This window comes from Pedobacter sp. UYP24, from assembly GCF_054057295.1.
Genome location: NZ_JBSRZD010000007.1, coordinates 1 through 14,074, shown reverse-complemented (window position 1 = coordinate 14,074; position 14,074 = coordinate 1). Strand labels below are relative to the sequence as shown.

The following is a 14,074-nucleotide window of genomic DNA, read 5'->3' as shown; positions in this document are numbered from 1 at the left end:
TATAAAATTATCAGAGAAAACGAGCACCATGAAATGGTGAACATGCTGAATGTAGTTAATCAGAATATCGATCAAGCATTAAAAAACAGCTATACATCAGCATTGTCATTGTCGCTTACTATCGACAAAAATGGTATTCCACAAAATTTTAATAAAATAGCCAGTAAGTTAATCGATTCTAATTCCAATTATCAAGCATTGCAACTTGTTCCAGATGGCATCATAAAATATATTTATCCGATTAAAGGTAACGAGAGGGCACTTGGGTATAATATATTTAAGGGCAATACCCCAAATGTCCTTAGGGCATATAGCGCTATCGAATCTCGGAGAATGTATTTTATTGGTCCTGATAAATTGCAGCAAGGTGGCATTGGTGTAGTAGGCCGACTTCCTGTATACTTGAATAACAAATTCTGGGGCTTTTCTGCCGTGGTAATTAAGCTCGACAATTTCTTAAAAGACGTAGGTATTCGCAATGAAAATGAAAGCAGGTTCTATTTTCAGTTCTCCAAAATAAACATAGATACAAAAATAGAAGAATTTTTTCTATCCGGATCTTCCAAATTTTCTGATCATGAATATGAAACTGTATTATTCCCTGATGGAAACTGGAGGTTATACCTGATTACTAAAAATAACTTAAATATTCTTTATCAGTTACTCTACCCTTTAATATTCGGAATGATATTGGCTTTGTTTTGCAGTATTTTGGTAACTGAACTTTTAAAAAAGCCTGCTCAGTTGCAGAAAATGGTTGAAGCAGCGCGACAAGATCTACAGCAATCTTTTGAAATGGTTACTGAACAAAATAATCGTCTTCTTAATTTTTCATACATCGTTTCACATAACCTTAGGTCACATACTTCTAACATTCAGGCCATAAGTGACTTGATTGAACATACTTCTGATGAAACGGAACGACAGGAACTCCTTGGTCTGATGAAAACCGTTTCAGGAACTTTGAATGAAACACTCTTAAATCTGAATAAAGTAGTAAATATTCATACAAATATTGATGAGATAAAGGAACAGTTGATTTTGAAAGATTATGTAGACAAAACTATAAATATATTAAGAGAACAAATTCATCTTAAACAGGCAGAGGTTTTGAATAAGGTACCTAATGAGATAAGGATTAATTATAATCCAGCCTACCTGGAAAGTGTTCTTCTCAATTTTATATTCAATGCTATCAGATATTCCAGTGTACACCGCAATCCAAAAATTGAGATAAGCGTCAATATGCAAAACGACCAGCTTGCCCTTAATATTAGTGATAACGGTATTGGAATAGACCTGGAGAAGCACGGAGACCAGCTTTTTGGTATGTACAAAACCTTTACTAATCACCAAGATTCGAAAGGTTTGGGTTTATTTATTTCCAAGAATCAAATCAATGCAATGGGAGGGAAAGTAATGGTGAAGAGTACGCTAAATGAGGGTACGACCTTTACTATACTTTTTCGATAAATTATTGTTCCTTTTTAACTGCTTCTTCCTTTGCTTTTTTCTTGAAGAAACCTCTTAATAAGAAGTTGCTCTGGAGCGCTTCCAAATCTTCATCGAGTTTTTTGCTGCTGGTTTCCAGATTTTTCATAATAGACTTTACCTGCCCTGCGGTCTGCTGATCATTCAGTAATAATCCAAGTGCATTGTCATTTTGATTTAACTTGGCAGATGCTTTGTTTAAGTTTTCTGTAAGTATAGCTGCTGATCCTGCCGTCTTTTGTAATTGATCAACTGAATTTTGAAGTTTTGCAAATACTGCAGTATCAGTTAATAGTTTATCTGCCAGTCCACCTTTAGTATTCAGTGTATTTGTAAATTTATCAAGCTCCTTCGCCATTTTGTTCGCAGAAGCAGTAGTATTCTTAAGATTGAGCACAATAGACTTAAAATCATCAGCGACTTGTTGATCAGTAAGTAAAGCGCCAACAGTACCTTTGCCTTCAACTAATCCCCTAGCTAGAATCTTAAAGTCCGAAGTTACATCTACAAGGTTCTTGTTATTTACCTGAAAAGTCTTCATGATATCATCTGTAGACAGGGTAGTATTTACCTGTAAGTGGTCGCCGTCTTCAACAAAAGGAAATTTCGGACTACCACCTGTAATTACAATGATTTTGTTGCCTATTAGTCCATCAGAACTGATACTAGCTGTAGCATTTTTGTGTATGTATTTATGGGCTTCTTCTTCAATATTCAGGAAAACCTGTACTTGAGATGTTCCATAAAATTGGATCTTTTTAATCGTTCCAATTTTTACTCCCGAGAACCAAACATTATTTCCTGTTTTTAAACCCTGAATGTCGTTAAAAACTACATCCACGGAAAAACTTTTCACAAATGCCTTTTTCTGACTGCCGAGGGTAAAAATACCCACAACAAATATCACTAATCCTAGAAGTATAAAAGCGCCTACTGTAATTCCACGGCGGTTGTCTTTTGCCTGCATAATTTATTTATTGAATAAAATTGTAATCATAAAATGGTTTTACCCGTTCATCGTTTGTATTGAATACCTCCTCAAAAGTACCTTGTCGCTCAAATTTTCCATCAAGCAACATGGCTACACGGTTTCCAACTTCCTTTGCACAAGTAAGATCGTGAGTGATCACAATTGAACTTGTATGGAAACGCTCCTGTATCTCATTAATTAGACTATTAATTTCCAAACATGTAATAGGATCCAGACCAGCGGTTGGTTCATCATATAACATGATTTCCGGTCTGAGTATTAATGTTCTGGCAACTCCAATCCGCTTTCTCTGCCCTCCAGATAGTTCAGAAGGCATTTGATTTATCGTGTTCAATAAGCCAACAGCATCAAGCATTTCTTCAACAGCACTGTTCACTTCTTGCTTGGTAAGCTGTTTTTGATTTCTAACCAGTGGAAACTCCAGATTTTCTCTAATTGTCATACTGTCATACAGTGCACTATTTTGAAAGGAAAATCCCACTTTCAAGCGTAGTGCCAGTAAGTCTCTATAACTAATCGTATCCACTATTTGATCTAACACTTTTACTTCGCCTATGTCAGGTGTTAAAAGTCCAACAATAATTTTAATAAGTACGGATTTTCCGGTTCCAGATTTTCCCAGAACAACTAAGTTTTCACCTTTAAATAGTTCCAGATCAACTCCCTTTAAAACATCGTATGTCCCGAAGGATTTATAAAGACCTTTTATTTCTATTACTTTCTCTAATGTTGATGTTTTTGTCTTTCCCTGCATGATTATGTTCTGAATAAGCCAAAAAACTGAACAGAAACTACTTCCTCAATAAATATGAGGAACATTCCAATCACAACAGCAGAGTTAGCAGCTTTTCCAACGCCCTCTGTACCTTTTGATGAATTATAGCCTTGATAACAACCTACCATTCCAATAGTAAATCCGAATAATATAGCTTTGACTGTTGATGCGGTGATATCCAGGAAAGTAATTGACTCTAAGCCCGACTGGAAGAAGGCCTTTGCACTTGTGCCCTCACTTAAAGATACGTTTAGCAATGCACCTAGCATTCCTACCATTGCAGTGTAAAAAGTAAGAATTGGAATGGTAATAGTTGCAGCGAGAACTCTTGTAGTAACCAAGAACTTAAATGGGTTAGTAGCAGAGACTTCCATTGCATCTATTTGTTCAGTAACACGCATAGATCCCAATTCAGCACCAATACTGGACCCAACCTTACCTGCAGCAATCAGAGATGTTAATAATGGTGCTAGTGTCCTTAGAAGAGCTATACCAACCAGCGATGGCAGCCATGACGTAGCACCAAACTCAGCCAGGGAGGGTCTAGATTGCTTTGTAAATACAACTCCAGTAATAAATCCAGTAAGCGAGATCAATGAAAGTGATTTATAACCAATATCATAACATTGTTTCATTAGTTCTTTACCTTCATATGGGGGTAAAAAAGCTTCTTTAAAAAACCTGTTTATAAATTGGAAAACATCATACAACGTTAGGAACATTCTCCCAAATCTACTCGGACCTTCTGTCTTAGTTGCCATGTATGTGTCTAAAAAATGATAATATTTTGCCTGTCATATTTAAATATTTTTTGTTAAACAAATTGTGCGCCATTTATACTATTTGCCGCCTGGCGGACAATTTTTTTGTAAAAACTTAGTATATGTCAGCATCAAATGGTCTGAAGTTCCTGAACCCTCATTAATATTATGCGTACGATTTGGATAGGCCATCATTTGGAAAACCTTTCTATTTCTAATCAATTCGTTAATTAGAATCTCTGCATTTTGATAATGAACATTATCGTCGCCTGTACCGTGAATATACAAAAGATTTCCTTGTAGATTTTTAGCGTATGTAACAGGTGAGCCTTTGATATAGGCTTCCGTTGTTTTTAATGGTGAGCCCATATAACGCTCCTGATAAATGTTGTCATACGTAAGTTGATTTGCAACCGCAGCGATTGCAATACCAGTTTTATAGATCTCAGGATACTGGAACAACAAGTTTAACGTACTGGAACCGCCACCACTCCATCCCCAAACAGCTACCCTAGATTTGTCTACATAAGGCCATTCCAGTATCTTTTTTGCGGCCATAGCTTGATCACGAATATTCAAAGCACCAATTTTTTGATATATGCTTTTACGCCACTCTCTTCCTTTTGGAGCAGGGGTACCACGATTATCTAATGATATATAAATATAACCATCTTTTGACATATCACCATCGTACAACCTATTTTTCCCAATGCCATAAGTATCTTTAACTGTCTGCGAAGCAGGCTCTCCATATACATAAAATACAATAGGATATTTTTTAGTCTGGTCAAAATTATCTGGTTTCTTCATCCATCCATCCATCGTTACACCATCTTCTGTAGTTACTTTGAAAAATTCCACCTTATTTTTTGGTTGTTTAACTCTACCCAATTGGTTTGTTAAACTACCCTCCATTGTTAGTGGGTTTAATGTAGCAAAATTCATCCATTCAGATATTAAAGGAACTGAAGCATTCTCGAAGGTATGTTGTGCAAAAAGACCATTTGGGGATATGTCATAACTATGAGTTCCGGAAAACACAGAAGACGTAACCATTTCCAGTTTACCCCCACCACTCAGTTTTGTTTTGTAGAGATATTTCTGCGTTGCATTTGTTGGCGAGGCCATAAAATAAAAATAACCAGACTTCTCATCTATCAAAGAAGCATCGATTACATCGTAATCTCCTTTAGTGATCAGTGTTTGTTTCTTACCATCTTTTGAAACCTTGTAATAATGATTCCAACCGTCCTTTTCGCTAACCCATAGAAACTCCTTTCCTGCGTTAATCCAGTCCCATTGCTTAATGGGCTCTACCCAGGCTTTGTCAGTTTCGGTCAATATATTTGATGCTAATCCTGTTGTTGCATTAGCTACAAATACTTTAGTTTCATTTTGTTCCCTGTTGATTTGCTGAAGAATGAGCTCATTGGTGTTTGGAATCCAGCTCATTCTTGGAATGTAGTTTTGTACTGCATCACCTGGAACCTTTATCCAATTTGTTATTGAGCTATTGATATTCACTACCCCAATCCTGCACAATGAAGGATTTTGTCCAACTTTTGGATATTCTACCGGAATAGTGAATGAATAAATCGAATCTGTATTGTTAATCATTAGAAAATTCCTAGTGTTACTGGCATCTATTTGCCAATAAGCAATAGATTGTCCATCAGGGCTCCATCTAAATCCATCCTGACAAGAGAATTCTTCTTCATATGCCCAATCAAACGTTCCATTTATCATTCTGTCCGTTCCATCAACAGTCAGCGCTTTTGACGTTTTATTTGAAAGGTCATCTATAAATAAATTATGCTTACTCACATAAGCAACTTTACTTCCATCTGGCGAAAATTTAGCAAACATCAAGGAAGATTCAGGTTTGTCCTTTCCAATCTGTATAAGTTGATTTAGTTTTAAGTCTGCTACATAATAATCACCTCTGGTTTCTTGTCTCCATACTTTTTTACTATTGGTGTATATCAGGACCTTAGAGCCATCTTCTGATATCTGGAAATCTTTTATATCATATACAGGTTTGCTGCCGCTTTCAAGTAACTGGCGACTAACAATTGTTTTTCTTTCGCTTTTTGGGAGTGTTATAGAAACGATTTCGCCATCTGATGCCAAATAATAAGCGTTGCCATCTTTTGTCCATTTTGTATCCTGGGCATTTACAAAAACTGGTAGTAATGTTAGGATTGCTATAGAAATTTTAAATATAATGTTCCTGTAATTCATCTTTAAAGTTTTAAAAATTGCTCGTATGCGGTTTGCAGGTAGGATTTCGCATTTATTAAAGTATGCTGAGTTTGCAAATCATTTCCTTTTTTATCGTTATAGAGAACCATCTTTCCAACGTTGTCAAATGTAACACATTGTTGGTTATTGATAAAGCCCATTCCATTATCCCAGCTAAAAAATGCAAATGGGCTGACATATGGATTGAGTAGGTTTTTGCTCCATTTAAAATCTTTTGCAGGTAAATTAAGCTGCGCAAGTATGGTGGCGGGGAGGTCTGCCTGACTGCCTACCTTATCAAAAATTTTTCCTCTAAATTCTTTTTTAATCACATCGCCAAATAATAATAGTGGGATATGATAACGTTGGGGCACGAATACATCTGATCTATTCATTGGGTATACATGACCATGATCTGCTACAAAAACGAATAGGGTATTCTTATACCACGGTAGTTTTTTTGCCGCACTTAAATAGGCTATAATGCATGAATCTGTGTAATAGGCGGTACTTTTAAACTTAGCAACATTGTCTGAATTACCAAACCTGGGCTTTCCAGGAACGGCAAATGGTTCATGATTGGTCAGTGTTAAAATGGTAGAGAAAAAAGGCTGCTTTTCATTTTTCATTTCTTCCAGCTGTCTGCTAAATACAGCCCCATCAAATTGACCCCAGCTGGTAACTTTTCCGCCATGGAAATTATTTCTATCAATAAGTTTTCTCACATTGTGGCTCAATAAAAAGGCTTTATAGTTGTCGAACTCAGACTCTCCACCATAGAAAAATGAATTTTGATAACCTTTTTTGTAGAGGGTACGAGAAAGTGAAGGAAGTTTTTCCGTTTTCTCCGGCCATTTCACAATATTTACAGCCGCTAAAGTTGGAAAACCAGCCAATGCGGCCATAAATCCTTTATCAGTCCGATTACCTGTAGAATAGATATTACTGAAAAGAACACCACTATTTACCAGTGTGTCAAATCCTGGTGTAATATCCTTTAAACCACCTAATGATGCAGTCAGGTCTGCCGTAAAGCTTTCCATAATAAACAGCACAATGTTTGGTTTTCTAATGCTGATGACACTGATTGTTGTGTCCTTATCCACTCGGTAAAGAGAATCTACCAATTGTTTAGCATTACTCGTAGATAGGTAGATATATGGATTTGATTTAGTCTTCTTAGAGTCAATAATACTAGACAATAGATTCCATTCTGTATTTACAGCAGCGATATTCAAAACCTGTTCATTCGAAAAATAAGCCATGCTTTGATTTATCGGTGATCCCGAAACTCCGCCTCTCATGAGTAAGAAGGTCAGGCCTAGTATTAGTATTGATGCCAATGCACGTAGTAATATCGGAACTTTACCGAATTCCAGCTTACGTATAATTACATAACGCTGTAAAATAAAGCCTGTGCTAATAAGTAGCACTAATAGGGCAAGAGAAAGGCCAATTGGTGATGAAGCGCTTGATGCGAAGGCCTCATTAGGTGTAGTAAAGGCAACTTCCAGGGCTTTGGCATTTATTTTACTTCCCCATTCCCTGTAAATATTAAAGTTGGCGACAGATAAGATACTGATCAGAACTACTATTACTTTTATATATATACTTAGCCATTTCATTTCTACTACCTTTTTTCCGGTTAATAACCAGAAAATGAAGCTTATTGCCGGTATCGCCAGTAGATAGGCAACCATTGACAGATCCAGAAGCAAAGAATGATAAAAAGTGGCTAGCGTTTCAATAAAAGGAATCCCGGAAACCGTTTTAAAGTTGATGAATAAAAAACACAAGCGATCAATAAAAAAGAACAATAGCCAAAATATGAAGAATCTTAGAAAAAATAGCAGGCTCCTGATCATTTCAATTTTCTATTGACCACCTCCACGCATGGCGTTCAAGGCTTCCATCGTAGTTATTTCATAACCTTTCGGAACGTCTAGAGAAAAAGGGCCAATTTTTTCTGCCTTTACCGTCTTTAATGTAAGGGTGCTTTTAAGCCCATTTTGATTAATTGTATATTTAATAGGTGTGCCGTTTAGTTTACTAAACCTAGGTAAAACTGCACCTGTTGAAAGTTTAAGAGCTTTAGTAACCCAAACTTCATAAGCAGCTCCATTATTGTCACTATAGCTATATTTTTCAGCCTCATAACCTGCAAAGGTTTGTTTTTCTCCAGTTGCTTTGAAATCGCCAAAGGTTAGATTTCCTGCTTGTTTATCAATGTCTTCCTTTGTCATTTTAGCAGCATATTGCTTTTGCATTATAGGTACATCCACTAGTACAATAGCATTATTTGTAGATGCGTCTGTTAAAATTTTAATCATGGCAGCTCCCATATCTATCTCCACTTTAGATACATTGCTGTTAAAGCGCACTTTACTTTCACTTGGTAAAACGCTTGGGTCAATTACCTTCTTTTGCTCATCGGTTAGCATATATTCAATTTGATAAGTTAGCGTACCCTGGTCAATTACTTTTTGCGCTTTTGCGATTACAGCTGTTCCGATTAAAATTATTGCTATAACGCTGGTTTTGATTGATTTAAACATATTCTTATTTCTTTTATTACCAATTTATATTTTCCTTATTTAAAAATGCTGCTACACCCAACTTAAAATCCTCGCTATCCCTAACTCTTGCATTGATTTGTACTGCCAATGACAAGCTTTTTTCTATTAGTGGATTAGTGGTTTGTCCAATGAGTTGCTTTGTTACCATTAACGAGTTTGCAGACGCTTCATTGCACAAACTTAAAGCAAAATTTTTAACCTTATCGTCAATATCATGTCTGTTTACAACAAAAGTTATTAAGCCTAAATCCAGCGCTTGCTGTGCCTCTATGAGTTCTGCAGTTAGCAAAAGTCTTTTTGCCATTGTCTCACCAATTTTCCTAATCAGGAAGCAGGTAACAATGGCTGGAACAAACCCAAGTTTAACTTCAGTATAGCCGTATTTAGCTTCTGGGACGGAAAAAATAATGTCACATACAGTAGCTAATCCACATCCGCCGGCAATTGCATGTCCTTCTACCTGCGCAATCACTACTTTTGGTAAATAATAGATTGTGGTAAATAATCGTTTTAAATTTTCGGAATCTGCCAGGTTTTCTTCGTAGGAGTTGCTTTCTAATTTCTGCAGGTAGGCCAAGTCTGCTCCAGCACTAAATGTAGTGCCGTTTGCTTTTAGTACGATTATTTTAACAGACTCATCTTCTGAAGCACTTAAGATTGTTTCGGTTAACTGAGAGACGAGTTCAGGATTTAATGCATTTCTTTTTTCTGGCCTGTTGATAGTAACTGTAGCTACGCGTTCAGAAACGGAGTATAGAACAAGATCTGCTGTCATGCTTACTGGATTTATCGTCTTGATTTTACTGCTCAAATATAGCGAAAGCTATTTAACATTTTAATTGTAGGATCATTCGATATTGGTGATTATTGCCTTTTTGTTCTGAGGCCGCGGTTTAATCAGTTCAGATTTGTTAATGAGGTAGTTAAAGAATTTAATGTTTTTTTCACTACATTCAAAATGACCTTTTTTTAAATGCTGCTGATCAGTGATAAATTGAATGGAAATAACACGATTTTTCTCCAGGTAGGGCAGAACCTGCTTTTTGTAAATTTGGTCTGATCTAAATATATCCGTCAGGATAATTGCCTTTCTACCTTCTATAAATGCAATTGCATGACGATTCTTAATCGTATAGACAACCAATTTTCTTTGCCCCATCGCATTCAAGTCTTGATAACTGCTAATAGTAGCTAACAAAGCTATTAAGCCCAAGCCTATCATTAAAAGTCTTTTATTATAGTGCAAAAACGCAACAATAAGCGCTGCCAGACCTAAGGAAAGAAGTAATAGTTCTGTCTTGTCGATCCAAATACCCTGCATCGTGCTAAATGGAAGCCCTGCAATAAAAGATAGCGTGCTATTTGTTAAAGTAATAAGCCACTCAAACAAAGGCATTAAAAAATCTAATCTAAAAAGCAAGATGAGTATTCCCAGGTACATCAGAGCAGAGAGTGGAATCATAACAATCAGATTTGCAAATAAAAAGTAAATGGGAAATTGGTGAAAATAATAGATACTCAATGGATAGGTTGCCAGTTGTGCAGCTATGGATATGCTCGCCGCATTCCATAACATACTAAATAAACGATTCTTAGTGTACCACCAACCAGATATCACTCGGTTTAGGGACACCAGTCCAAGAACGGCAAGGAAAGAAAGTTGAAAACCTATATCCATAACCATATTTGGAGTTACAATTAGCATAAGCAAAGCAGTAAAAGCCAGAATATTATAATTGCCAGAAGTTTTATTGAATGCTTTTCCGATAATAAATACCGATAACATAATCGCCGATCTTAGCACAGAGGGAGATAAGCCGGTTAAAACAGTGTAAAACCAAACTAATGCAAAAATTAGAACATACTTTATTGCGCGGAAATGCCTCCTTTTACTGATCAGATCTAATAGTGAATTTAGTAGTAAATAAATTAGGCCAACATGCATTCCTGAAACAGAAAGCGCGTGGATTGTACCAGTTTTTGCATAAACTGTCAATAATTCTGGATCCAAATCGGCACGATACCCTAATATTAAAGCACCTGCGAATGCAGTTGCATCTGTAGATTTTAAGTGTTTTTTTAAAAATTCAAGCTGTTTAATTCGCAGTTGTTGAGCAAATTTGATCAGCGGATTGCCATTATTTCCATTAAGCCTTGTAACTTCTCCCTGTTTAAAAAATGCCTGATGATAGATGCCTTGATCAGCAAGCCAGGACTTATAGTCGAAAGCACCTGGGTTCAAGCTTTGCTGTATTTCTTTGTACCTAGCCGGCACGATCAGCTGATCCCCATAACTAATATTTGGATGTTCTTTTACATTTATAAGGATGGCAATATTTAGCTTTCCCGAAGCTGAATTAGACTGTTTAACATCAAATGTTTGTAATACCCTTGTTTTTAGGCGTAGAATTTTTCCGCTAATTTCTGGTTCGTCGGTTACCTGCACCTTTAGGTATTTATGGGTGGACTGCGCAAAAAATCCTACTTTATACCTTTCATTAGATGCCATTACATTCCAACTGCCCAGTAAACAGACCTGCAATTGTATCAAAATACCCAGAAGCATTTTATTTCGGTACAATTTCAATTTCTTGTAAGAAATATTCGAAAAGATTAATGCGCAGAAAAGCAAGCTACAGCAGATGACTACTATTGGGAAAATTTTAACAGGAGCCGCGTAAAAAGTAATTATACCAATTAAGTATGGAGCCAGTATTTTTACGAAAAACTGTTCAGAACTGGTAGCGGAGCTGAAACCTGACATCTGATTTTATATTACCGTTTATTTCATCTAAACCAGACCCTATTACCTGCTGATCTTTATAGATGTAGGCAGCATACCTTGCCCATATATTCATCGATCTATTTAATTGGTATCTAACATTAACATAGGTTCTTACACCAGTATTAAAATAAAGCCCAGAAGTAGAAGCATATAGCACGTCATCTTCATAAGCATATATCCTGCTATTATAAGAAGGAGAAGAGTACCATGCGAGCCGTAGGTTTCCAGAGATCGGGGAACCCATGCGCTTAAAGTTCATGTCACTATAGATCAACTTACCAGTTTCATACGGGGCATTACCTTTTTTATAACCCGCAAGCTCCATTCTTTGTTGCCAGCTTATGGTGGAAGACAATTTCCAATCGCAACCAAGCCTCAAACCTTGTTTAATTACCTTTCTCAAACCAGGAGTTGTATCCCCAGCATCGGGATTCTGACTTTTCACTTCCTGTTTTACTCTGAAAATCATTTTCCATGTCTTGGTTGGACTATAGACAGCTTGAAAAAGTGCTTCATGCCCAACAGATGCGGAGTCAACCCGATATTTTAGCCATGGAAATTTAAATACATCAATATAAAATGAGTAGGTGAACTGCTTTTTAGGGGAGAAATTTAAACCCGCATAAAAGCCTTTCTCATTTGCGATCTCTGTATTTTCCCCAATGCCACTACTAAAAAAATTATGGTAGTCCTTTTGGTAATCCCTATAAAGAAACGCAGCCGATAATTTTGGTGAAATACTAATTAGTAATCCATTTACCATCGCTCCTCCAGATCCAATACTTTGTGCAATTTCTCCGTAACTGTAAATATTTTTATAGGTTAAACTATAGTGAAAGCCAGTATTTACTAAAGTTTTACCTGTAAAGCTATAGCGGTTATATAGTGCGTTTCCTGTAACGAAATCATGCTGATAATCTGAGTTATAAGCAATAATTCCCATATTTAGAGCTGCAGTTGAATATTGCATCACTGCTCCATAGGCTGTTTGTTCTACGCTATTTTTATTATTTATTTCAGTTTTGCTGCGGTGCAAACCTGTAATGTTGAGTGTTTGTAGCGTGTAACTACTGTCAGATTGCATCTTTAAACTAGCATCACGTTTTCTGGAAGAAATAAAAGTAGTAAGCAATAGATGATGTCCCAGATCAAATGTTCCTGCAATTCCCCTAAAAAATGAGCTTTCATTTGCTGATGAATAGGGTCTCAATCCCAAGTCACGTGCAGCTACTCCTGTTACATCCGGACCTTTTCCAAACGAAAAACCTGACCATAAAGTTAATCCCTGCCCAAACTGTAGGCTATAATCTCCAAGTACTAGTCTCTTAACCCTGCCTACATCATTTAGCGCAATATTTGCCGTTAGGTGGTCGGCTAGGTTTGGTTTGCTAACCATGTACTCCCCGGCATCTTTTTCCATAAGCAATCCAGCCGTAACTGTTTTTTTGAAATTATATCGATACCTAAGTAAAAGTTTGTCTTTACTGCCCAGATATCTACTTCCGGGCAAATCTCTAAAGCCTTTTTGAGTATGCAAGATTTGGCCATACCTAAGCAGAAAATCATTTTCCCCAGTATTTAGCAAAGAATGACGGTCTACTTTTTTTAATGGATTTGCCAAACCAACTTTGGTAAACTTTCTAAGTCTCTCTATCGCAATAAGGTCCAGGCCATTAATCCCTTGCAACTCTAACAGATCAATTAATTTTCCATTGATTCTAATGTGGTTTAACAAACTATTGATCTGAAGAGGGGATAAGAAGTAAAGTTCCTTTAGCTGCTTTTCTGTTGCCTTATTCAAATCCAGCGGATCTGTAGTATATAAATTTAACCGTTCCGTAAGCTCAATTAGATCAACCTCTTCCGGCAGGTTTTCTGTCAAATTTTCAATTAGATCTCTAATAAAAGTATCTTCCTGGGCAACTGTAGAAAAATTGAATAATATTAACAATAAAATAATTGGTAAATATCTGTATGGCACCATGCGCCAAAACAGGTTGGTTTTAATTTAAAAAGCCAACATTTTATCTGTCTCTTTTTTAAAAATTATTTGTTACCAAGAAATAAACGATTCGACAGGCATTGGTGTAAAGAAGAGCTCCACTCCTTTTATGCCCGTATAATTCACCCGGTCGTTAGCGGCTGATTCTAGAATTAAGAGACCTATCTTTCCAGAATCCAATACATCTTGCTGTAGCCTAACTATCCCGTCAAATCTCCCATAGGGGTATTGTAGGACTGAAAGCACCTTTACAGGTGCTTTGGAGGGGAAAAGGGTACCTTTAGTGCTACAAGATACCTAGTAGCCTGCACCAAGCGTGCACCAAGCGATGTAGGTGCTTGTTGTTTTTGGTGTATATGTCACGTCCTGAATTAACTATACACCCATTGATTGATTGTCCTGGATTAACTATACACCTGGTGTGTAGAATCCTGAAATAACTATACGTTCCG

The 14,074-nt window shown here is 36.6% G+C and carries 10 protein-coding genes; 1 reads left to right on the top strand and 9 read right to left on the bottom strand.

Features of this window, described 5'->3' with window-relative positions:
- The first annotated feature begins 42 nt into the window (after positions 1-42).
- The gene (locus ACVWYN_RS12885; protein WP_457289275.1) at positions 43-1,473 is read left to right on the top strand and encodes an ATP-binding protein; all 1,431 of its coding nucleotides are present in this window, start codon (positions 43-45) and stop codon (positions 1,471-1,473) included.
- A 1-nt stretch (position 1,474) separates the two neighbouring features.
- Here the strand turns inward: ACVWYN_RS12885 and ACVWYN_RS12880 are convergent, their stop codons facing one another.
- The 9 genes from ACVWYN_RS12880 to ACVWYN_RS12840 form a co-directional block, all read right to left on the bottom strand.
- A complete protein-coding gene (locus tag ACVWYN_RS12880; RefSeq protein WP_457289274.1) occupies positions 1,475-2,458 on the bottom strand; it encodes an MlaD family protein in 984 nt (327 codons plus the stop codon).
- A gap of 7 nt (positions 2,459-2,465) precedes the next feature.
- Complete coding sequence (locus tag ACVWYN_RS12875; protein ID WP_457289273.1) at positions 2,466-3,236, bottom strand: ABC transporter ATP-binding protein; 771 nt, start codon at positions 3,234-3,236, stop codon at positions 2,466-2,468.
- 2 nt (positions 3,237-3,238) lie between these two features.
- A complete protein-coding gene (locus ACVWYN_RS12870; RefSeq protein WP_457289272.1) occupies positions 3,239-4,018 on the bottom strand; it encodes an MlaE family ABC transporter permease in 780 nt (259 codons plus the stop codon).
- A 78-nt stretch (positions 4,019-4,096) separates the two neighbouring features.
- Positions 4,097-6,259, bottom strand: coding sequence for a DPP IV N-terminal domain-containing protein (locus ACVWYN_RS12865; protein ID WP_457289271.1), 2,163 nt, complete (start codon positions 6,257-6,259; stop codon positions 4,097-4,099).
- A 2-nt stretch (positions 6,260-6,261) separates the two neighbouring features.
- Positions 6,262-7,959 carry an LTA synthase family protein gene (locus tag ACVWYN_RS12860; RefSeq protein WP_457289270.1) on the bottom strand — a complete coding sequence of 566 codons (1,698 nt, stop codon included), beginning with the start codon at positions 7,957-7,959 and terminating at the stop codon, positions 6,262-6,264.
- Positions 7,960-8,133: 174 nt separating this feature from the next.
- Complete coding sequence (locus tag ACVWYN_RS12855; RefSeq protein WP_457289269.1) at positions 8,134-8,814, bottom strand: DUF4412 domain-containing protein; 681 nt, start codon at positions 8,812-8,814, stop codon at positions 8,134-8,136.
- Positions 8,815-8,830: 16 nt separating this feature from the next.
- Positions 8,831-9,610: an enoyl-CoA hydratase/isomerase family protein gene (locus tag ACVWYN_RS12850; RefSeq protein ID WP_457289268.1), complete on the bottom strand. Its 780-nt coding sequence runs from the start codon at positions 9,608-9,610 to the stop codon at positions 8,831-8,833.
- 72 nt (positions 9,611-9,682) lie between these two features.
- On the bottom strand, positions 9,683-11,599 hold the full coding sequence (locus ACVWYN_RS12845) for a ComEC/Rec2 family competence protein (RefSeq protein WP_457289267.1): 1,917 nt from the start codon (positions 11,597-11,599) through the stop codon (positions 9,683-9,685).
- On the bottom strand, positions 11,568-13,571 hold the full coding sequence (locus tag ACVWYN_RS12840; protein ID WP_457289266.1) for a helix-hairpin-helix domain-containing protein: 2,004 nt from the start codon (positions 13,569-13,571) through the stop codon (positions 11,568-11,570). Before ACVWYN_RS12840 ends, ACVWYN_RS12845 begins: the two co-directional genes overlap by 32 nt.
- Positions 13,572-14,074: the final 503 nt, after the last annotated feature.

What these genes read in the sequence shown, in the direction of transcription:
- ACVWYN_RS12865 (WP_457289271.1), bottom strand. Translation starts at nt 6,259, where the DNA reads ATGAATTACAGGAACATTATATTTAAAATTTCTATAGCAATCCTAACA.
- ACVWYN_RS12850 (WP_457289268.1), bottom strand. Translation starts at nt 9,610, where the DNA reads ATGACAGCAGATCTTGTTCTATACTCCGTTTCTGAACGCGTAGCTACA.
- ACVWYN_RS12875 (WP_457289273.1), bottom strand. Translation starts at nt 3,236, where the DNA reads ATGCAGGGAAAGACAAAAACATCAACATTAGAGAAAGTAATAGAAATA.
- ACVWYN_RS12870 (WP_457289272.1), bottom strand. Translation starts at nt 4,018, where the DNA reads ATGGCAACTAAGACAGAAGGTCCGAGTAGATTTGGGAGAATGTTCCTA.
- ACVWYN_RS12885 (WP_457289275.1), top strand. Translation starts at nt 43, where the DNA reads ATGCTGAATGTAGTTAATCAGAATATCGATCAAGCATTAAAAAACAGC.
- ACVWYN_RS12860 (WP_457289270.1), bottom strand. Translation starts at nt 7,959, where the DNA reads ATGGTTGCCTATCTACTGGCGATACCGGCAATAAGCTTCATTTTCTGG.
- ACVWYN_RS12880 (WP_457289274.1), bottom strand. Translation starts at nt 2,458, where the DNA reads ATGCAGGCAAAAGACAACCGCCGTGGAATTACAGTAGGCGCTTTTATA.
- ACVWYN_RS12855 (WP_457289269.1), bottom strand. Translation starts at nt 8,814, where the DNA reads ATGTTTAAATCAATCAAAACCAGCGTTATAGCAATAATTTTAATCGGA.
- ACVWYN_RS12845 (WP_457289267.1), bottom strand. Translation starts at nt 11,599, where the DNA reads ATGTCAGGTTTCAGCTCCGCTACCAGTTCTGAACAGTTTTTCGTAAAA.